Genomic DNA, 19,682 nt, shown 5'->3' with positions numbered 1-19,682 from the left:
TGAAAGCTCCATTCATCAGACGGAACGTATCTTGAAGAATTGACAAAAGTAAGCAATCTGAACCCCTCCATTTTTCGACAAGAACTTTTATAGTTCTCCAAAATCAAACATAAAGTTACAATTTTCCTATTCTTCCACAAAGTTTCTCATGGTATGCTTTTCTTGCAACAAAATTTAACAGAAAAGGGAGAGAAAAGAAGCATGAAGAAGTTTTTGAGCAAATCGCTCAGCTCTGTTGTATTTTTCGCTTTAGCTATCATTCTTACTTTCACAACAGTAGCTCCTGGGCAAGCAAGCGCTGCAACTTTCAAAGGAATTCCTTTTGAACAGCAGCAAATCATTAAAGAATTATTGGAGAAAAACGAGCGTGTCATCAACATTCTCATCAATTCATTTGTTGAGGAAGACAACAACTACACATTTGATGTGAAAAAAGCTGTTGAGCTCGGACTAACTGAAGAAGAAGCGGCGACTGCTGAGAAATTCTTAGATCGCGCAGCTGTTCTTACAATCGTTTTCAGTGAGAGCATCACTAAAAACGAAAAAGGGAAATTGGTTTTTGATGCAGCAAAAGCTGTTGAACTTGGTCTTACAAAAGAAGAAGCGGCTAAATTCGAAAAGCTTTTCAAATCAGTGATCAGAATTGCTGATCTTGCTGGTGATGCCCTTGTTCTAGACAAAAAAGGAAACGTTGTGATTGATTCAAAAATCGCAAAAGGTCTTGGATTCAGCTCTACTGAATTACTTGTTTTCAACCAAATGCTTAAGAAAATTCCTCAAGAGCAATTGAAAACGTTCTATGATGCAGTTCAAATTGCGAAAGAAAAATTAAGCTAAGCTAGAAAAACCCCCACCTGGTTTATCCAGATGGGGGTTTTTTATTTCAGCCAATAAAGAATGATCATCACGACATATCCTATACAAAACGCGATACTTGCTCGATATAACAGCTTGCCATAGTAGCGCTTTTCAAATTTTCTTCTTTCTTCCTTTTCATCTATATATGGCATGAGATCAGGAGTTTGTATAAAGGTTATTGGCTCTTTCATTTCGTGATAAAGGTGTTGGCAGCTCTCGCAGGATTGTAAGTGCTCTGCAACAATTTTATTTGTTTCTGCACTTGTGTCCCCCTCTATATAAAGTGGTAACAATTCTTCAATCAAATAACAGCTCATTTATTGAACTCCTCACAATGTAGCATTCGCTTCAGCTCTAATCTCGCTCGATGAAGGGTTGTTTTGACTTTAGATAAAGTCCAATTCAGAATTTCAGCTACTTCTTCATATGACAATTCTTGAATATCTCTTAAAATAAGGACCTCCCGGTAGGAATCCTTCAGCTGATAAATATGATGCCACAGCCTTTCGATGTCAGTTTGTGTTTCGATGTGATCTTCTGGTGTCGTGAACGACTGCTGCTCTAAGAAATCTATTTCCTCTACGTTTGTAAAAGTCCATTTTATTTTTCGGCGATAATCATTCACAAATGTGTGATACGCAATGGTATAAAGCCATGTTTTCATACTAGAATGTCCCTTAAAGGAGGACAATCCATGCAGTGCCTTCATAAATACGTCCTGTGCAAGGTCCTTGGCTGTTTCCATATTTCCCGTCCGGCGATATAAATATTTAGTGATTTCCTGAAAATATTCTTCATAGATTTTTTCAATTTGGTCTGCTGGTCTGGACATCAAAAATAAAACCACACAGTCATCCAAATCGATAAAACGATAAAAAAGAAATATAACGAGTAAATAAACCCTTTCATACGTTTTAACTCGTCATAGTCATTCTGACCTTTCATCGGCGCTGAAGACTGCTTTTTACCCGCGTCCACATGCTGAAATTGCTGCTCGTGTGCCTTCATCCAGCTGGCTGCCTCGGCTCCCAGATCCCCTTCTTGATACAGTTCATATAAGTCTTGAAAGATGGCTTGTTTTTCTTTATCTGTCAAAACGATGCACCTCTTTTGTTCGTCCATTCACTTCATAGATTTTATGCTCATTTGATCCGAAGGTTTGTATGATGACAAGCCATGAAATGTCGATGTTCCCTTCTTTGTCGATCATCTTCACAGGTTTTATTTGTTTTTTATAGATCGTATATGGTTTATACCTTTTAAGTACTTGCTGATAGACTTCCTCCCGATCTTGATTAGATACTGCGTGCGGGATTGAAGAATCTGATTGTACTCTCAACTCAATTCCATCATCCCCTTTAAACAGATTGACGACATGTGATGAGTGATTAAATGTAAATTGTTTGCTTTCACTAGTGCCTGTTTCTTTTCTTATGTCTTTTGGCTTTTTCCCTATGATTTTTAACAAATCTTCATCGCTGACGTTCTCTTTTTTCTGTTGAAGAAACGCTTTTGACAACTTGAAGCTGATGAGTCCTTTTGATGAGCCATTAAACAGAAACTCCGATTGATCTTTTGTTGTGACCCTCACTTCATGCTGCCAATTAAAATAAAATTCATCAATGCCTGTGATTTGATAAGCTGGCGGCTTTAAATTTAAATTTTGATAAATACTGTTGACCCTGTTTTTTATCTCAGTTTCTGTTAAACGGATTCCGTCTATATCCTTTAATTGAAAGATGGCGTTTACGTATCGCGCTTGTCGAAGCGTCCCTTTTTTCCAAGTGGCAAACGCTAAACTGTCCTCTTCATTCTGAGACATTTTTGGCAGAAGAAGAACATTCGTCTCACCGTCCTCTTTTTTTACAGCTAATTGAATACGCTGTAGATCTATTGACCTTCCGCTTCTTTCGAAAAATTCAATGGTCTTTTGCCTATATTCTTTATCGGTCATCTCCTTTCCCTCTACACGACCTCGATAAGAATATCCGCTTAATTCACCTGTAAACGGAGAAATATTCACTTCATACTGATCATCTGCAAACACGTAATGGTAAGGGATAGGCTGATGACTAGCATTTAAATACAGCGATTGATGCTCTGGTACAAATTTTGAAGCGAATGCTTTTGCACTTGCTTCAGATAAGGGGCGATATTCTTGTGAAAAAGTATCTACCAGTTCCGTTTTGGTAAATTGGAACATGGTATGAGGAATATTGACAACCGGGTTGAGTAACAGCAGAAAAAAGACAGTTATACAACCAGCGCCCCACTGCCTTAATCTCAGCTTGTCCCGTAGTAAAGCAGATAACAAATCAATCGTCATAAAGCTTCCTGCTGCTGCCGCTAAAATGACAATCGATTTAAATGAAGATTGGAGCTCATACTTCGAGATAGAAGGATAAAATATATAAAGCAAGGCTGCAAAAATTAGGCCATAGAACAACAGCAATTCCTTCCACTTCCAGTGCCAAAACAAGCGAAAGAAAAGATGCAGCACCAAAGTGGCAAAGCCAGCCATAACCAAAATGGTGATCAGATCTCTCCATACTAGCCCCATATCACCGCTAAGAAAGAACTTTTTGCTTTCAGCAAACACAATAAACACTGTTTGACATAAAGGCAGAAGTAATACAGATAAATCAAAAACAAAGAACATACCTTTATTTTTTAAATAAGGAAGAGTAATCACATAGTACAGTGATGCAAGCAAGACATACCCATAAATGAGAAATTGCATGAAATCTGTCAGCACTTCAAATGTTTCGATCGTATACTGTCTAGACAGAACTTGGTGGATCATTTCAACTGTCATCCCGCCAAGCAGAACAACTCTTAATACGATTCCAGCATAAAATACATAACTACTCCTCTTTTCTTTCCATATGGGGAGTGTCACGAACAGGACAAATAGTCCAAGTACACACCATTGAATGATGTGGATACTGTACTCATTTAAAATAAAATACCTTTCAAAATGGAGCGATAAATCACTAAACAAATCAAACATTGATACACAATCCTTTACATGAAATTAAGGCCTCATTCGTATAGACATCCGCCTTACCAAAAAGTTTCAGGAAAAACAAAAAATCACTTCATTCTCATGAAGTGATGTCGTTTATTTTTTATTTCCGCTTCCTTTTATGTAATCATGCAAGATTTTTTCACAAATGGATCGATTTCCAGCCACTATACTGTTTTTGTCTAGGAACGTAAGACGTTCTCCGTGAATATTTGAGTAAACGGCCCCTACTTCATCAAGCAGTACGCAGCCCGCTGCATAATCCCACGGCGCAAGCCTTAAGGTGACATATGCGTCACTTCTGCCGCTTGCAATATAAGCAAGCTCAAGGGCAGCTGATCCAATCGTTCGTGTCCCTCTCACGTCACGCACAAGACGGGCAAATGGTTTGGCGTTAAAATAAGGGCTTTCAATCGCCCATGTCGGATTAATACCCACAATGGCTTTTTCAATCTCCACATCTTTTAATGGAGGGAGCAGGATATCGTTCATATAGGCTCCTTCTCCTTTAATGGCATGGTAGAGCTCGTCATGAATGACGTCATAAATAAGACCAATTTTCCCCACACCATTTTCGAATATCCCGATTGAAATGGCAAAGTTGCGTTTTTGATGGACAAAGTTCATTGTGCCATCGATCGGATCAATGATCCACACAATTCCATCGAGTGAGGTCACCTCTTCCCCTTGTCCCTCTTCTCCTAAAATGTGATGATCTGAAAATGTCGACTGTATTTTTTCAATAAAAAAACGTTCTGTTTCTTTATCGATATTCGTGACTAGATCATTTGGATTTGATTTTGTTTCAATTGATAGACCTTCCTGCATGGACGCTTTAATACGGCTTCCTGCTTCTTTTACCCAGAGCTTTGCAAGACGGTCAATTTCCACCCAGTTTGTCATCAGATTGTAAACCTCTTTTCTATGTAGGACCTATTTGTAATAGCATACTGATATTATGTACGTAAAAGCAAGAAAAAAGCAGCTTCATACAAAAACGAACCGATGAATTGGTTCGTTTTTACCTCACGCTGTTTTACCCTTGAAGCTGCTCCCATTCTTTTCTTAGGCGCTCAAGCTTTCGTTTGCTGCGTTCGATTTGGATGTCATCTTTTTGTTCGATGGCTTCATGAAGCGTAGAAAGCTCATAATCAACCTCTAATCTCCACACAGCGATGCGATTTTTCTTCTCCTGTCTATAGCCCTGCTTCACGATTTGCTTCATTGGTCAACGCCCCTTCCAGAGAATGATTCATTCCTTGTCAGTTTTCATTGATAAAAATTCAATCGATAAGAGAAATGGTTCTTGCTTATATCGTATGAAGCGATCGCATAACCGCAACGACATTCTGAAAATTGTGTCTTTACCTATTAATGATGTACCACAAATTGAAAGGTTTTAAACGCTGCACCACGCCCTTCTATCTGCCGGTGCATCTTTTTTTGAGCTTGACCCAAGCTATGATAAAATATGATCAGCGAAAAGATACAGGAGGCATAACATGAGTGAAATGCGTTTTAGAGATGAAGATTTTGAAACATTCACAGTTGATGGTTTAGATGAACGAATGACTGTATTAAAAGAAAGAGTCCGTCCAAAGCTTGAGGCACTTGGCGAACATTTTGCACCACTTCTTTCTTCTATTACAGGAGACGAAATGTTTGTACACGTCGCAAAGCATGCTAGAAGATCTGTCAACCCGCCAAATGATACATGGGTTGCTTTTGCAAACAGTAAGCGCGGATATAAAAAGCTCCCTCATTTTCAAATTGGGCTTTGGAAAACACATGTGTTTGTCTGGTTTGCGCTCATTTATGAATCTCCAGTGAAAGGTGAGTACGGCCAGCTATTTGAAAAAGAGCTAGACACCATCCAGCAGAAAATACCGCAAGATTTTGTTTGGTCCAAAGATCATATGAAACCAGATGTCATGCGTCACAGCGAACTAGATTCCGAACAGCTGAAAACGCTTTTTGAACGTGTTCAAACAGTGAAGAAAGCCGAGCTTCTGTGCGGTATTCAGCTGCCTAGAGAGGAAGTCGTTCAAATGAATAATGAAGAATTCCTATCGAAAATCGAAAATGCCTTCCGCACGCTGACGTATCTATACCGCTTCACACAGAAAGAATCTGTATAAAAAAACGAGCCTTTATAGGCTCGATTCAAATTGTTGACAAAGGGCTAAAATGATTTTGATTTTAGCCCTTTGTCTTCTTTTTCAGCGTGATAGAAAACCTTTGAAGTCTAGGAAGGACGAGTACCGGCGCGGAGCGATTTGACATTCGTGAGCACCGGCACGCAGGCCTGACACCGAATGCGAGGGTTTGTCTGCACGCTAAACGAGCCTTTATAGGCTCGTTTTTTACATACGTATAATAGCAGTCTCTTCTGCCTCTCTTGCGGTTTTCACTGCACGATAAGGGGAATACCCGCTTCCCTTTTCAAACGCCGCACAATGCGTTTTTTCCTCTGCTTTTGATGGCACAACCTCTTTAAATCGTTTATAAGCATCTAATAACTCCTGCTTCGCAATTCCTTTTTCATAGGCTTTTTCAACAGCCTGAAAAAATGAAATGACTGCAATTTTTTCATCTGTCGTCCAGTCGACATCCATTGGATATTGATATTCCATTTACTTGTCCCTCACTTTAACACTCATTTCTCATTTGAACTTTTATTATAGCATCTGTTTGATCAGAAACCGATTGATTTTATGCTTTACATTCCGATCAGTTCATAATATAATTCTTTTGTTTTATGCAATGAAATCTGCTGTAATTGGCACAATAATAGCAGGTATTTCGATGAAGGTGGGAAAGCAATTGTCACAACATGATACACCCTTATATACTGGACTAAAAAAACACGCAGCAACCAATCCAGTCCAATTTCACATTCCAGGCCATAAAAAAGGAGCCGGAATGGATCCTGAATTTAGAGCATTCATTGGCGACAATGCATTAAGCATTGACCTCATTAATATAGAACCTCTCGATGATTTACATTCACCTCGAGGGATGATAAAAGAAGCACAGGAGCTTGCTGCTGAAGCCTTCGGTGCTGATCATACGTTTTTCTCCATTCAAGGCACAAGCGGCGCTATCATGACAATGGTGATGACGGTATGCGGGCCTGGAGATAAAATTATCGTTCCGCGTAATGTCCATAAATCAATTATGTCCGCGATTGTATTTTCTGGCGCAGTTCCTGTTTTTATTCACCCAGAAATAGACAAAGAACTTGGCATCTCTCACGGTATTACACCTGAATCAGCCAAAAAGGCGCTCATTGAGCATCCAGATGCGAAAGGTTTGCTTGTCATTAATCCAACGTATTTTGGTATTTCAGCAGACTTAAAATCAATCGTAGACATTGCCCATTCATTTGATGTGCCTGTCCTTGTCGATGAAGCACACGGTGTGCATATACATTTTCACGATGAGCTTCCCCTCTCTGCGATGCAGGCAGGTGCCGACATGGCAGCAACAAGTGTCCATAAACTCGGCGGCTCTCTTACGCAGAGCTCTATTTTAAATATGAAGGAAGGGCTTGTTTCAAAAGACCGAGTGCAATCAATTTTGAGTATGCTGACGACAACGTCCACTTCTTATTTACTCTTAGCGTCACTTGATGTCGCTCGAAAACGATTAGCCACTGAAGGAAAGGCACTAGCTGAAGAAGCCATTCGTTTGGCTGAATCAGCGAGAGACCGCTTGAATCAAATTGAAGGCATTACCTGCATTGGCAAGGAAGTACTCGGTTCAGCTTCCACTTACGATTATGACCCAACGAAATTAATTATCTCCATTAAAGACCTTGGGTTAAACGGACATGATGTCGAAAAATGGCTGAGAGAAAGCTATCGAATTGAAGTAGAGCTCTCTGACCTGTACAACATTTTATGTATCGTTACCCCTGGCGATTCAGATGAGACAATTGATACGCTCGTGACGGCGATGCAAGAAATTGCCGCAACCTCTACTCGTGAGAGCGGCAAACAAGCAGTAACGGAAGTGCTGCTGCCTGAGATCCCTTCGCTTGCTATGACGCCGCGTGACGCCTTTTACGCTACAACGGAAGTCGTTCCATTTAAGGAAGCAGTCGGCCGCATTATCGCAGAGTTTGTGATGGTGTATCCGCCAGGTATTCCGATTTTTATACCAGGTGAAATTATCACAGAAGAAAATATATCGTATATCTTTAAAAATATTGAAATTGGTCTTCCTGTCCAAGGACCTGAAGATTCAACGCTTGAAATGATCCGTGTGATTAAGGAACAAAAACCAATTTTATAAAAAAGAAACATGCAGCCCCAAATGGAGCTGCATGCTTTTTTATTTATTCAGAGGCTTCATCACAGCAATGACAGTGACCGCATGTTCCGTATAGCGTTGTCACTTTTTCATTTTCAAATTGATCAATGGTTTCATTGCAATCTTGACAAATAATTGTACCCACGTACATTCCCCTTTTCTTCATTCATAGTTTGAAAGCGTTTGATCTATTTCTTATTTCTATAATATGATGTCACATTTAAGTTGTCAACGGTTAATTGTATGACACATTTAATCATTTTTTATAAATATGTGCTTTTTTCTTATCATATTGAGGGAACGTTTCAATTGTATTTTGCTTCATATCAATTCTGTAACAATTGAGTAACAATCGAAAATTGTCAAAAGGGACATGATACACTAGAGTGACTAACAGGGAACAAGCTCCTAAAAATGTTGGGACAACCCCAAATGATTTTGAGGTGAATAGATTGAATTTTATGAGGACACTTCTCATTATATTCCCCATGCTCTTTGTACTTAGTTCATGCTCATTTGCGTATATCATACCGAATCAGACCGACCAAGTCCGTCATATTCAAAAACCGAGAATTCTCTTTTTTACTGATGCAGAAAACCTTGATAAAGAAAGCCCATATTATGATGCAGTCCTCGATTTAAAAAATGAATACCCTAAGGAAATGTCAAAAATGATTGTAAAAGAAGATCGTAAAGGCTGGAAAAATGAAGTGGACGAATTACCGGCTATTTTACTTGTCAATGATGAAAAAGTGATCGTGAAGGTGGAAGGAAATGTCCGCAGTAAACAAGAGATCTTATCGCCTTTATGTCATGCTTTAGACCGCGTCAATACAAACTAATGATATTTACCTTGCACTTATATATATCCATATGAAAAAACCCCTCACCTCATGAGGGGTTTCAAATTGTTGACAAAGGGCTAAAATGATCTTTATTTTAGCTCTTTGTCTTTTTTTCAGCGTGATAGAAAACCTTTGAAGTCTAGGAAGGACGAGCACAGGCGCGGAGCGAATTTGACATTCGTGAGCACCAGCGCGCAGGACTGACAAAGAATGCGAGGGTTTGTCTACATGCTGAAACCCCTCACCTCATGAGGGGTTTTTCATATGGTGTTTAGGGCACCAAAAAAACCCTCTCCATCAAGGAGAGGGCTTCATAGGTTTCATTATTTTACGATGTGGATTGGGCTTCCGATTGCTACTTCAGCCGTTTCCATTGTAATTTCACCTAATGTTGGGTGAGCGTGAATTGTCATAGCGATATCTTCAGCAGTCACTCCAGCTTCGATTGCAAGGCTAAGCTCTGAAATCATATCAGAAGCGCCAACACCTGCGATTTGAGCACCGATCACTAGACCATCCTCTTTACGAGTGATCATTTTCATGAAGCCATCAGTTGCATCAAGAGAAAGTGCACGTCCGTTCGCTGCGAATGGGAATTTCGCTGCAACGATTTCGATACCTTCTGCTTTTGCTTCTGCTTCAGTGTATCCAACTGTTGCAAGTTCTGGCTCAGAGAATACAACAGCAGGAATACCAAGGTAATCAATTTCAGCTGGCTCTCCAGCGATTGCTTCAGCTGCAATTTTACCTTCGTAAGAAGCTTTGTGAGCAAGTGGTGGTCCATCCACGATGTCACCAATTGCATAGATGTTAGATACGCTTGTACGGCATTGTTTGTCTGTTTTGACAACTCCGCGGTCAGTCAATTCAACACCAACTTGCTCAAGACCAAGCTCATCAGTGTTTGGACGACGACCAACAGTCACAAGTACGTAATCAGCATCAACTGTTTTTTCTTCGCCTTTTACTTCGAACGTAACAGTGACACCATCAGATTTTTCTTCAACGCCTTTTGCAAGAGCGTTTGTATGGATTTCAACGTTTCCTTTTTTCTTCAGGTTACGTTTAACCAATGAGCTCATTTGCTTTTCGAAACCTGGAAGGATTTCGTCTCCACCTTCAAGGATCACAACTTCTGTTCCAAAGTTTGCATAAGCAGTACCAAGCTCAGTACCGATGTATCCACCACCGATGACAACTAACTTTTTAGGTACTTCTTTAAGCGCTAAAGCACCAGTTGAGTTGATCACGCGGTCTGTGTATTTAAAAGTAGGCAATTCAATTGGACGAGATCCAGTTGCAAGAATTGCATTTTTGAACGTATAAGTCTGTGCTGAATTATCATCCATTACACGTACAGAGTTGCTGTCTACGAAATAAGCTTCACCTTTGACGATGTCTACTTTATTTCCTTTAAGAAGACCTTGAACTCCACCTGTTAACTTATTAACAACAGAAGCTTTCCACTCTTGAACTTTTGTGAAATCAACTGTTACGTTTTCAGCTTTGATACCCATGTCTTCAGAATGCTTAGCATTTTCAAAACGATGGCCAGCATTGATTAATGCTTTTGAAGGGATACAGCCAACGTTTAGACATACACCGCCAAGTGTTCCTTTTTCAACGATTGTTACTTTTTGTCCAAGCTGTGCAGCACGAATAGCAGCTACATATCCACCAGGACCTGCACCGATGACAAGAGTATCTGTTTCGATTGGGAAATCTCCTACTACCATGACATTACGCCTCCATTAAAATTAATTGTGGATCATTCAATAAACGCTTGATGTGGTTAAGGGCATTTTGCGCAGTAGCTCCGTCAATCATACGGTGGTCAAAGCTTAGGGAAAGAGCTAAGACTGGAGCTGCAACGATTTCGCCATCACGAACAACCGCTTTTTCAGCGATACGTCCAATACCAAGGATCGCTACTTCTGGGTGGTTGATGACTGGAGTAAACCATTGTCCACCAGCAGAACCGATGTTTGTGATTGTGCAGGATGCACCTTTCATTTCAGCTGGAGCCAATTTACCATCACGTGCTTTTGTTGCAAGCTCATTGATTTCGTTAGAAACTTCGAAAATCGCTTTGCGATCTGCATTTTTCACAACTGGAACTAGCAAGCCTTTTTCAGTGTCAGCTGCAATTCCGATGTTGTAGTAATGCTTTTGAACAACTTCATCCGTTTTATCATCGATAGAAGTGTTAAGTACTGGGTACTTTTTCAAAGCAGAAGTTAGAGCTTTTACAACGTAAGGCAAGTAAGTTAACTTGATTCCTTGATCAGCTGCAACTTGTTTGAATTGTTTACGATGTGCAACAAGGTTTGTTACATCAACTTCATCCATTAATGTTACGTGAGGAGCTGTATGCTTAGAGTTCACCATTGCTTTTGCGATTGCTTTGCGGATTCCGCTCATTTTCTCGCGAGTTTCTGGGAATTCTCCTTCAAGAACTGGAGCTGCTGCCGCTTTAGGAGCTGCTTCTTCTTTCGCACTTTCAGCTGCTTGAGGTGCTGCTTCTTGAGCTGCAGAACCACCATTAACGAAGCTGTCGATATCTTCTTTTAACACACGGCCGTTTTTACCAGAACCTGCAACTTTGTAAATTTCAACGCCTTTTTCACGAGCATATTTACGTACAGATGGCATAGCGATAACGCGTTTGTTTGGATCAGCGTCTACTTGCTCTTGTGCGCCTGCACCAGTTGCTGCTGCCGCTTCTTCTTGTGCTACTTCTTTCTTCTCTGGCTCGTTACCAGCTTCAGCAGTACCTTGTACTTGAGCTTCAGTTTTTGCTTCGCCTTCTTCTTCGCTGCCTTTAAATTGAAGATTTTCGTAACCAGGTGCATCAAACGTAATGATTGTTTGTCCTACAGTTGCAACTGTTCCCTCTTCAACTTTTAATTCTAATACTTTTCCTTTAACAGGTGAAGGAATTTCTACAACTGCTTTATCATTTTGTACCTCTGCTAAAACGTCATCTTCATTGATTTCGTCGTTTGGTTTAACAAACCACTTAACGATCTCACCTTCGTGGATACCTTCTCCGATGTCCGGAAGTTTAAATTCAAATGCCACTGTTTTTCGCCTCCTAGATTTTGTTGAACCCTTGTTGTGTATATTTACACGGTCATGTAATTGATAAAGGGGAAGAGAAATAAATTCTTTTCCCCTCTGTCATTTAATTAAAATTCAAGAACTTTCTTCGCTGTTTCAAGTACATCTTTATGGTTTGGAAGCCATACGCTCTCAGCTTGAGAGAAAGCAAATACAGTATCAGGTGCAGCTACACGAAGTACTGGTGCTTCCAAGCTAAGGATCGCTCTGTCATTGATTTCAGCTACTACGTTTGCAGCAATACCCGCTTGTTTTTGTGCTTCTTGAACAACGATCGCACGGCCTGTTTTTTCAACAGAAGCGATGATTGTTTCAATATCAAGCGGGCTTACTGTACGAAGGTCGATAACCTCAGCAGAAACGCCTTCTTTTTCTAGCTCTTCAGCAGCTTTTAGTGATTCGTGAACCATTGCACCGTAAGTGATGATTGAAAGGTCAGAACCTTCACGTTTCACGTCAGCTTTACCGATTTCAATTGTGTACTCTTCTTCAGGAACTTCCTGACGGAAAGAACGATAAAGTTTCATATGCTCAAGGAACACTACAGGATCGTTGTCACGAATTGCAGAAATTAAAAGTCCTTTTGCATCGTAAGGTGTTGAAGGAATAACAACCTTGATACCAGGCTGTTGTGCGATAAGTCCTTCTAAGCTGTCAGCGTGAAGCTCAGGTGTGTGAACTCCCCCGCCGAATGGAGAACGGATTGTCACTGGAGAATGCCAGCGTCCGCCAGAACGGTAACGCATACGAGCCATTTGTCCAGAAACAGAATCTAATACTTCGTAAACGAATCCGAAGAATTGAATTTCCATTACCGGGCGGAATTCTTGTAGTCCAAGGCCAATAGCAAGACCGCCAATACCAGATTCAGCAAGTGGAGTATCGAATACACGATCCTCACCAAACTCTTTTTGCAATCCTTCAGTCGCACGGAATACGCCGCCGTTTTTACCAACGTCTTCTCCGAAAACGAGAACGTTTTCGTCATTTTTCAGTTCTGTGCGTAACGCATCAGTGATCGCTTGAATCATTGTCATTTGCGCCATGGCTTACTTCGACTCCTTCTGTTTGTAAATTTCAAGCTGTTCAACTAAGTTGAATGGTTTTACATCGTACATGTTTTCAATCAAGTCAGTGACTTTTTGCTTAGGCTGTTCGTCAGCTTCTTTGATCGCTTGTTTGATTTGTTCTTTTGCATCTTCGATCACTTTATTCTCTTCTTCTTCAGACCATAGGCCTTTGTTTTCCAAGAATTTGCGGTAGCGTACCAATGGATCTTTTTGCTCCCACTCGTTTTCATCTTCTTTTGTACGATATCTTGTTGGATCGTCACCAGCCATTGTATGTGGGCCGTAACGGAATGTAAGAGTTTCGATTAATGTTGGACCTTCACCATTTACAGCGCGCTCACGAGCTTCAGCAGTTGCTGCATAAACAGCTAATGCATCCATACCGTCAACTTGTACGCCTACGATACCAGCTGCAGCTGCTTTTTGTGCAATTGTTTGTGCAGCAGACTGCTTTTCAACAGGTGTAGAGATCGCATATCTGTTGTTTTGGACAACAAAAATCGCTGGCGCTTTGTAAGCCCCTGCAAAGTTAATACCTTCGTAGAAATCACCTTGTGAAGCTCCACCGTCACCAGTGTAAGTGATTGCAACAGCTTTTTTACCGCGCTTTTTCAAACCAAGAGCTACACCAGCAGCTTGAATGATTTGAGCACCGATAATGATTTGCGGTGAAAGTGCATTCACATCTTCAGGCATTTGGTTACCAACAAAGTGTCCGCGAGAGAACAAGAATGCTTTTGTTAGCGGAAGACCATGCCAGATTAATTGTGGTACATCACGATATCCTGGAAGAATGAAATCTTCTTTCTCAAGTGCAAAGTGAGTTGCAAGCTGAGAAGCCTCTTGTCCAGCTGTTGGCGCATAGAAGCCAAGACGTCCTTGACGGTTCAATGAAATTGAACGTTGATCTAATACTCGTGTAAACACCATACGGCGCATTAATTCTTTTAATTGGTCATCTGAAAGATCCGGCATTGCCGCTTCGTTTACGACTTCGCCTTTTTCGTTTAAAATTTGAAACGTTTCAAACTGCTTTTTGATGGCATCAAATTGCTTTTTGCTATCAACAATTGCTTTTTTTGTTTTTGCAGCCATTCTAAAGTCACCTCTTCCTTTCTTTTAACAGTCCATTTGTCGTGAATCCATTTATACATACAGATATAGGATAACCCAAAATACTCATATGACTCCTGTATATAATAGCCACTAAGATCGTTGTCGAAACATTGGTTGATCACTCGTTTTTGAGTCCTTATAACTGTATTAACGATAGTTCACAAAAAACTAATACAACTTCTGTTAACAAGGAATAGTTTACAACAAGAAAAATAGTCCGTCAATTGATTTAACGGCTTTATTTAAATAAATGTATTCGCTTTACTTTTTATGGTGAACTGTATCAATCTGTTTAACAAACAACCTAATCTGTACTAGTATAGAGTGTACTGCTGTACTACAATAGAAAATGTTTGTTTTTGTCGAAAAATAAAAAAAGAGCTGTTTTTTCAGCTCTTTTTCGATCCTTGATCTGCTGCTTTATACAAAGCCTTTTTATGATCATTCAATTGATCTGTATATCGATTGAACTTCTTACTTTCTTTTCTGACTTTGCTATATGAACGATTCACGGTCTTCAGCTTTGACTTCAGCTCTTCATATCCTAGATCCTTTTTCTTTAAAGATTGATACAAAAGCTGATCTTGTTTCAGCGCCTTTTGATACTCCTTGTAAAGCTGATCATATGACGCATATCGTTTCTCGATTGATTTGACCGTTTGATCTGCTTTCTCTTTTAAATCCGCATCTTGCAATCGTGCAGCAGATTCCTTTACTGTTTTCAATTCTTTTTTCGATTCATCCATACTGACTTTTTCTGTTTTTAAATGTTCTTCTCTTTGTGCTGCCGATGCTAACGCCTGATCAGAAAGGCTTGCCACTGTTTTTGTATGGTCCTTTGTTGTTTGAATCATTTTTTTATACAGCTTCTGCTCTTTTTCCTCATAGCTTTGCAGTGTATCTTGCTCTTTTTCGAAGGATGCTTCTTTTTCACTCATTTTCGTCATTGCGTCCTGCATATCATTGAATGGACTTTGACCTCCGCACCCTGTCAGCAAAAGGGTACATATCCCCGCTAAAGCAGCACCTGCTTTCATGCTTCTTTTCATCTGTCTCATGACAAGGTCCCCCTTTACATCTCCACATACCACTATAATTTTTATAGACGTTTGTGACAAGGAAAGAGGTCAGTTAAATGAGGCGGAGAAGATTTTTTTCAAGCAATAGGCGCATGACTATACAAATAGTGCATTCATACATAGTTTATATTACACGCTTCGCCTTCACTTATGAGAGGCCAAGTGTATTTCCAAAGGAGGTCAAAAGTATGTCTAATTATAGTCATGGAAGTATGTATGGTGGATACGGCGGTTACGGGTATGGATTCGGTGGCGGATATGGCGGCGGCTGTTGTTACCCAAGTTATGGCGGTGGATACGGATACGGCGGCGGACGTACATTCGCTTTAATCGTTGTGCTTTTCATCCTATTAATCATTGTTGGCGCAGCATTCTTAGGCGGCGGTGGCTGCTGCTAAGGCTGTTTAAGCCTCTGACCGGTCTCACAGGACCGGTCTTCTTTATTTCATTGCATATGTTGTGTATCATTTTATATACTTTACATACAAAGGAAATAGGAGTGAAGTTTTGTGATTACCATGGATGATATCGTAAGGGACGGACATCCCGTCTTAAGACAAACAGCTGAAGCGGTCGAGCTCCCGCCGACAGAAGAGGAAAAACAGCAATTAGCTGACATGATCGAATTCGTCAAAAACAGTCAGGATGCTGACATTGCTGAAAAATACGGACTAAGACCCGGCGTTGGATTGGCAGCTCCGCAAATCAATATTAGTAAACGCATGATCGCTGTTCACTGTGAGGATGAAGACGGAGAAGAATACAGCTATGCTCTGTTCAACCCGCGTATTGTCAGTCATTCAGTCAAAAGAGCTTATTTAGCGACTGGTGAAGGGTGCTTATCAGTTGATGAAGCCATCCCTGGATTTGTTCCTCGATATCAAAAAATCAGGGTCAAGGCCACTACGCTTGAAGGAGAGGACATTGATATCCGTCTAAAAGGGTTCCCCGCTATTGTTTTTCAGCATGAAATTGACCATTTAAATGGCATTATGTTTTATGATCATATTCAAAAGGATCAGCCGTTCGCTGAGCCAGAAAACTCTGTTGCGATCGGCAGATCATAACATAAAAAGAAGACCCGCGATCTAAGGGTCTTCTTTTTTATTCTTCAATGAGGCCAAGCTGGGTCACTGCATGGAATATGCCGTCCTCATCTACCGGCTTTGTCACAAAATCAGCCAATGCTTTCAATTCACTCACAGCATTTCCCATCGCCACGCCTGTTCCAGCAAACGAAATCATTTCTCTATCATTCAATCCGTCTCCAAAGGCAATGGTATCCTTTTGATCGTAAGGAAGTCTTTCGATGACTCGTTTGATTCCTTCAGCTTTTGATCCGCCTTTTGGCAGAACGTCCGTTGACAGCTCATGCCATCTGACAAGGTCAATTTCTTCGCGGAATGCCTTATACTCCACTTCCTCTTCTGCCTTACAAAATAACAGCATTTGAAAAATGTCGTTTTCTTTAAAGAAAGATACATCGTGCTCAGGATGCTCTGTTTTCAAAGTACCGATTCCTTCATGGATAAACGGATGATTCGGCACAGACGCCTTCATCGTTTCTTCTCCCATAAAAACGAGCGGATGATCATGACGATCCGCTGTCTCATAAATCCGCTCCATCAGCTCCTGCTTCAGCGGATTGCCGTAAATAACGTCTCCCTCATACATGACATACTGACCGTTATAAGCAATGAATGAGTCAAGCCCTAATTCTTCTAAAATGGGCCGGATCAGAAAAGGAGAACGCCCAGATGCAATAAAGAGATGATGACCTTTTTCTTTTAATAAATGAACCGCTCGCTTCGTTGACTCAGGTATATTTTTATCATGGTCATATAAAGTACCGTCGATATCAAAGAAGATGACTTTTTTATTCATATCTCGCCCTCCTGCTCTTCGTTATGTATACACACTCCCTTTCATCATACAGAAAGATTTCAGCTTTCGAAACCAATTCCTTTTGAAAGCGCCTATTTCCCACATATAACCATGTAACATTCAATAGAAACATCATATAATACAAGTATATAGAGAGACCGGAACACACTGGTTAAGCTTACTTCAACCCGAAAGGAGGCGGCATGTGATGCTTCGTCGTCTGCGTAAGAAAATTCGAAGACAATGGAAGGACATGCTTCGTAAAAAATCGATTGCTTAAAGGGATCTTCCGCACATTTGCCGAAGGTCCTTTTTTCTCAGAGACTTTTCTTATGCGCGTTTTTTTAATATAATAGAATAAGCGAGTGTAACATACGGTATTTAAGGAGAGATTTGGATGATATATAAGGTATTTTTTCAGGCAAGTACTACTGAGGTACCTGTAAGAGAACACACAGATTCACTATACGTTGAAGCGGTTTCTGAAAGAGACGTACGCGATAAGTTGAAAAAACATAACTACAACATTGAATTCATTCAGCCTGTAGACGGTGCTTTTTTAGACTATGAACGAGAAAGTGAAAATTTTAAAGTATTGGAGCTATGAGAGGAATGAAATTTGTTAAAAACGATCAGGCGGCAGTTTTTGCGCTCGGCGGTTTAGGCGAGATCGGTAAAAACACGTATGGCGTTCAATTTCAAGATGAAATCATTTTAATTGATGCAGGCATTAAGTTTCCTGAAGACGAGCTTCTTGGAATTGACTACGTCATCCCTGACTATACGTACTTAGTTAAAAACGAAGATAAAATCAAAGGTCTTTTCATCACTCACGGACATGAAGACCACATCGGCGGTATCCCTTACCTTCTCAAGCAAGTGAATATTCCAGTTTACGGCGGCAAACTCGCAATCGGCCTACTTCGTAATAAATTGGAAGAGCACGGTCTCTTGAGACAAACAAAACTTCATATTTTTGAAGAAGAAGATACCATTAAATTTAGAAAAACAGCTGTGTCTTTCTTTAGAACGACACACAGTATTCCAGATTCTTATGGAATTGTCGTCAAGACACCTCCTGGTAACATCGTACATACAGGTGATTTCAAGTTTGACTTTACTCCTGTTGGCGAGCCTGCCAATTTAACCAAAATGGCTGAGATCGGAAAAGAAGGCGTTCTTTGTCTTTTATCTGATAGTACAAACAGTGAAATCCCAGAATTTACGATGTCTGAAAGACGCGTAGGTGAAAGCATTGATGACATCTTTAGAAAAGTCGATGGACGCATCATCTTTGCCACGTTTGCTTCAAACATTCACAGACTTCAGCAAGTGATTGAGTCTGCTGTTGCCAACGGCAGAAAAGTCGCTGTATTTGGACGCAGTATGGAGTCTGCTATTGATATTGGACAAGATCTTGGCTATATTAAATGTCCAAAAAACACGTTTATTGAACATAATGAAATCAACCGCCTTCCAGCAAACAAAGTGACCATTCTTTGTACTGGAAGCCAGGGTGAGCCGATGGCAGCTCTTTCTCGTATTGCGAACGGTACTCACCGCCAGATTTCCATTAACCCTGGAGACACTGTTGTCTTCTCATCTTCACCGATCCCAGGTAACAATATTAGTGTAAGCCGCACCATTAACCAGCTTTATCGTGCAGGTGCTGAGGTCATTCATGGCTCGCTTAATAATATTCATACATCTGGTCACGGCGGACAAGAAGAACAAAAACTCATGCTCCGTTTAATTAAACCAAAATTCTTTATGCCGATTCACGGTGAATACCGCATGCAAAAAACGCATATCAAACTTGCGAATGATTGCGGCATCCCTGAGGAAAACTGCTTTATCATGGATAACGGTGAAGTTCTTGCATTGAAAGGTGACGAAGCAAGTGTCGCTGGCAAAATCCCATCAGGCAACGTGTATATCGACGGAAGCGGTATTGGCGATATCGGAAACATCGTTTTAAGAGACCGCCGCATTCTTTCTGAAGAGGGCCTTGTTATTGTGGTCGTCAGCATGGACATGAAAGAATTCAAAATCTCTGCTGGTCCTGATTTGATCTCAAGAGGTTTTGTCTACATGAGAGAATCTGGAGACCTGATCAACGATGCACAGGATTTAATTTCGAAGCATCTTGAAAAAGTAATGGAACGTAAGACAACTCAGTGGTCTGAAATTAAGAACGAAATTACTGACACCCTTGCACCTTTCCTTTATGAAAAAACAAGACGCCGTCCAATGATCTTACCGATTATTATGGAAGTGTAATCACAAAAAGAGACACAAGCCGCTTGGCTGTGTCTCTTTTTTTCACCGTTCATTGAAAAAACCGCATATATACATATGCGGTTTCTCTCTT

22 protein-coding genes are annotated in these 19,682 nt (G+C 40.5%); 8 read left to right on the top strand and 14 right to left on the bottom strand.

Annotated features, from left to right (window positions below):
- Positions 1-201 precede the first annotated feature (201 nt).
- On the top strand, positions 202-837 hold the full coding sequence (locus MHH65_RS07095; protein WP_024424766.1) for a hypothetical protein: 636 nt from the start codon (positions 202-204) through the stop codon (positions 835-837).
- Positions 838-878: 41 nt separating this feature from the next.
- Here the strand turns inward: MHH65_RS07095 and MHH65_RS07090 are convergent, their stop codons facing one another.
- The 6 genes from MHH65_RS07090 to MHH65_RS07065 form a co-directional block, all read right to left on the bottom strand.
- Positions 879-1,175 carry a zf-HC2 domain-containing protein gene (locus tag MHH65_RS07090; RefSeq protein ID WP_044334015.1) on the bottom strand — a complete coding sequence of 99 codons (297 nt, stop codon included), beginning with the start codon at positions 1,173-1,175 and terminating at the stop codon, positions 879-881.
- A complete protein-coding gene (locus MHH65_RS07085) occupies positions 1,172-1,690 on the bottom strand; it encodes a sigma-70 family RNA polymerase sigma factor (protein ID WP_268414345.1) in 519 nt (172 codons plus the stop codon). Before MHH65_RS07085 ends, MHH65_RS07090 begins: the two co-directional genes overlap by 4 nt.
- Positions 1,690-1,953 (bottom strand): hypothetical protein, encoded by a 264-nt coding sequence (locus MHH65_RS07080; RefSeq protein WP_125586261.1) that lies wholly within the window; start codon positions 1,951-1,953, stop codon positions 1,690-1,692. Before MHH65_RS07080 ends, MHH65_RS07085 begins: the two co-directional genes overlap by 1 nt.
- Entirely contained in the window at positions 1,943-3,868 is a 1,926-nt protein-coding gene (locus tag MHH65_RS07075; RefSeq protein WP_268414342.1) for a hypothetical protein, read from the bottom strand. The genes MHH65_RS07080 and MHH65_RS07075 overlap by 11 nt, the downstream gene beginning before the upstream one ends.
- 111 nt (positions 3,869-3,979) lie before the next feature.
- Complete coding sequence (locus tag MHH65_RS07070; RefSeq protein ID WP_268414341.1) at positions 3,980-4,786, bottom strand: inositol monophosphatase family protein; 807 nt, start codon at positions 4,784-4,786, stop codon at positions 3,980-3,982.
- A 133-nt stretch (positions 4,787-4,919) separates the two neighbouring features.
- Complete coding sequence (locus tag MHH65_RS07065) at positions 4,920-5,108, bottom strand: hypothetical protein (protein WP_024424761.1); 189 nt, start codon at positions 5,106-5,108, stop codon at positions 4,920-4,922.
- Between the two features lie 277 nt (positions 5,109-5,385).
- Between MHH65_RS07065 and MHH65_RS07060 the strand changes: the two genes are divergently transcribed.
- On the top strand, positions 5,386-6,021 hold the full coding sequence (locus tag MHH65_RS07060; RefSeq protein WP_024426894.1) for a DUF1054 domain-containing protein: 636 nt from the start codon (positions 5,386-5,388) through the stop codon (positions 6,019-6,021).
- Between the two features lie 225 nt (positions 6,022-6,246).
- On the opposite strand, the gene MHH65_RS07055 is transcribed toward MHH65_RS07060, so the two are convergent.
- Positions 6,247-6,516: a UPF0223 family protein gene (locus tag MHH65_RS07055; protein ID WP_224426294.1), complete on the bottom strand. Its 270-nt coding sequence runs from the start codon at positions 6,514-6,516 to the stop codon at positions 6,247-6,249.
- Positions 6,517-6,706: 190 nt separating this feature from the next.
- On the opposite strand from MHH65_RS07055, the gene MHH65_RS07050 reads away from it, so the two are divergent.
- The gene (locus MHH65_RS07050) at positions 6,707-8,179 is read left to right on the top strand and encodes an aminotransferase class I/II-fold pyridoxal phosphate-dependent enzyme (RefSeq protein WP_224426295.1); all 1,473 of its coding nucleotides are present in this window, start codon (positions 6,707-6,709) and stop codon (positions 8,177-8,179) included.
- 43 nt (positions 8,180-8,222) lie between these two features.
- On the opposite strand, the gene MHH65_RS07045 is transcribed toward MHH65_RS07050, so the two are convergent.
- A complete protein-coding gene (locus MHH65_RS07045; protein WP_003212464.1) occupies positions 8,223-8,342 on the bottom strand; it encodes a GapA-binding peptide SR1P in 120 nt (39 codons plus the stop codon).
- Positions 8,343-8,658: 316 nt separating this feature from the next.
- Here MHH65_RS07045 and MHH65_RS07040 point away from each other — a divergent pair, with 316 nt between their 5' ends.
- Complete coding sequence (locus MHH65_RS07040) at positions 8,659-9,039, top strand: hypothetical protein (protein WP_223250976.1); 381 nt, start codon at positions 8,659-8,661, stop codon at positions 9,037-9,039.
- A 326-nt stretch (positions 9,040-9,365) separates the two neighbouring features.
- Here the strand turns inward: MHH65_RS07040 and lpdA are convergent, their stop codons facing one another.
- The 5 genes from lpdA to MHH65_RS07015 all read right to left on the bottom strand — a co-directional run bounded on the left by lpdA (position 9,366) and on the right by MHH65_RS07015 (position 15,406).
- A complete protein-coding gene (gene lpdA, locus MHH65_RS07035) occupies positions 9,366-10,778 on the bottom strand; it encodes a dihydrolipoyl dehydrogenase (protein WP_024426892.1) in 1,413 nt (470 codons plus the stop codon).
- 4 nt (positions 10,779-10,782) lie between these two features.
- Positions 10,783-12,123, bottom strand: coding sequence for a dihydrolipoamide acetyltransferase family protein (locus MHH65_RS07030; RefSeq protein ID WP_024426891.1), 1,341 nt, complete (start codon positions 12,121-12,123; stop codon positions 10,783-10,785).
- Positions 12,124-12,230: 107 nt separating this feature from the next.
- Positions 12,231-13,208, bottom strand: a complete 978-nt coding sequence (gene pdhB / locus MHH65_RS07025) for a pyruvate dehydrogenase complex E1 component subunit beta (protein ID WP_012009824.1) — start codon at positions 13,206-13,208, stop codon at positions 12,231-12,233.
- A gap of 3 nt (positions 13,209-13,211) precedes the next feature.
- Complete coding sequence (gene pdhA, locus MHH65_RS07020) at positions 13,212-14,327, bottom strand: pyruvate dehydrogenase (acetyl-transferring) E1 component subunit alpha (protein ID WP_024424754.1); 1,116 nt, start codon at positions 14,325-14,327, stop codon at positions 13,212-13,214.
- Between the two features lie 410 nt (positions 14,328-14,737).
- Positions 14,738-15,406, bottom strand: coding sequence for a YkyA family protein (locus MHH65_RS07015; RefSeq protein WP_268414075.1), 669 nt, complete (start codon positions 15,404-15,406; stop codon positions 14,738-14,740).
- A 233-nt stretch (positions 15,407-15,639) separates the two neighbouring features.
- Between MHH65_RS07015 and MHH65_RS07010 the strand changes: the two genes are divergently transcribed.
- Together MHH65_RS07010 and def are read left to right on the top strand one after the other, a co-directional pair.
- The gene (locus MHH65_RS07010) at positions 15,640-15,825 is read left to right on the top strand and encodes a YjcZ family sporulation protein (protein WP_140356204.1); all 186 of its coding nucleotides are present in this window, start codon (positions 15,640-15,642) and stop codon (positions 15,823-15,825) included.
- 111 nt (positions 15,826-15,936) lie between these two features.
- Positions 15,937-16,494, top strand: a complete 558-nt coding sequence (gene def / locus MHH65_RS07005; RefSeq protein ID WP_024424751.1) for a peptide deformylase — start codon at positions 15,937-15,939, stop codon at positions 16,492-16,494.
- A gap of 37 nt (positions 16,495-16,531) precedes the next feature.
- Here the strand turns inward: def and MHH65_RS07000 are convergent, their stop codons facing one another.
- A complete protein-coding gene (locus MHH65_RS07000) occupies positions 16,532-17,311 on the bottom strand; it encodes a Cof-type HAD-IIB family hydrolase (RefSeq protein WP_024426890.1) in 780 nt (259 codons plus the stop codon).
- Positions 17,312-17,708: 397 nt separating this feature from the next.
- On the opposite strand from MHH65_RS07000, the gene MHH65_RS06995 reads away from it, so the two are divergent.
- On the top strand, positions 17,709-17,918 hold the full coding sequence (locus tag MHH65_RS06995; protein WP_008345114.1) for a DNA-directed RNA polymerase subunit epsilon: 210 nt from the start codon (positions 17,709-17,711) through the stop codon (positions 17,916-17,918).
- A gap of 5 nt (positions 17,919-17,923) precedes the next feature.
- The gene (gene rnjA / locus MHH65_RS06990; protein WP_012009818.1) at positions 17,924-19,591 is read left to right on the top strand and encodes a ribonuclease J1; all 1,668 of its coding nucleotides are present in this window, start codon (positions 17,924-17,926) and stop codon (positions 19,589-19,591) included.
- Positions 19,592-19,682: the final 91 nt, after the last annotated feature.

The organism is Bacillus sp. FSL L8-0654 (genome assembly GCF_038629965.1).
Classification (GTDB): Bacteria; Bacillota; Bacilli; order Bacillales; family Bacillaceae; genus Bacillus; species Bacillus safensis.
This window is presented reverse-complemented; position numbering and strand designations above follow the sequence as displayed.

Coding starts and splice junctions, on each gene's coding strand:
- MHH65_RS07095 (WP_024424766.1), top strand. CDS start 202: ATGAAGAAGTTTTTGAGCAAATCGCTCAGCTCTGTTGTATTTTTCGCT.
- MHH65_RS07090 (WP_044334015.1), bottom strand. CDS start 1,175: ATGAGCTGTTATTTGATTGAAGAATTGTTACCACTTTATATAGAGGGG.
- MHH65_RS07085 (WP_268414345.1), bottom strand. CDS start 1,690: ATGTCCAGACCAGCAGACCAAATTGAAAAAATCTATGAAGAATATTTT.
- MHH65_RS07075 (WP_268414342.1), bottom strand. CDS start 3,868: ATGTTTGATTTGTTTAGTGATTTATCGCTCCATTTTGAAAGGTATTTT.
- MHH65_RS07070 (WP_268414341.1), bottom strand. CDS start 4,786: ATGACAAACTGGGTGGAAATTGACCGTCTTGCAAAGCTCTGGGTAAAA.
- MHH65_RS07065 (WP_024424761.1), bottom strand. CDS start 5,108: ATGAAGCAAATCGTGAAGCAGGGCTATAGACAGGAGAAGAAAAATCGC.
- MHH65_RS07060 (WP_024426894.1), top strand. CDS start 5,386: ATGAGTGAAATGCGTTTTAGAGATGAAGATTTTGAAACATTCACAGTT.
- MHH65_RS07055 (WP_224426294.1), bottom strand. CDS start 6,516: ATGGAATATCAATATCCAATGGATGTCGACTGGACGACAGATGAAAAA.
- MHH65_RS07040 (WP_223250976.1), top strand. CDS start 8,659: ATGAGGACACTTCTCATTATATTCCCCATGCTCTTTGTACTTAGTTCA.
- lpdA (WP_024426892.1), bottom strand. CDS start 10,778: ATGGTAGTAGGAGATTTCCCAATCGAAACAGATACTCTTGTCATCGGT.
- pdhB (WP_012009824.1), bottom strand. CDS start 13,208: ATGGCGCAAATGACAATGATTCAAGCGATCACTGATGCGTTACGCACA.
- pdhA (WP_024424754.1), bottom strand. CDS start 14,327: ATGGCTGCAAAAACAAAAAAAGCAATTGTTGATAGCAAAAAGCAATTT.
- MHH65_RS07015 (WP_268414075.1), bottom strand. CDS start 15,406: ATGAGACAGATGAAAAGAAGCATGAAAGCAGGTGCTGCTTTAGCGGGG.
- MHH65_RS07010 (WP_140356204.1), top strand. CDS start 15,640: ATGTATGGTGGATACGGCGGTTACGGGTATGGATTCGGTGGCGGATAT.
- MHH65_RS07000 (WP_024426890.1), bottom strand. CDS start 17,311: ATGAATAAAAAAGTCATCTTCTTTGATATCGACGGTACTTTATATGAC.
- MHH65_RS06995 (WP_008345114.1), top strand. CDS start 17,709: ATGATATATAAGGTATTTTTTCAGGCAAGTACTACTGAGGTACCTGTA.
- rnjA (WP_012009818.1), top strand. CDS start 17,924: ATGAAATTTGTTAAAAACGATCAGGCGGCAGTTTTTGCGCTCGGCGGT.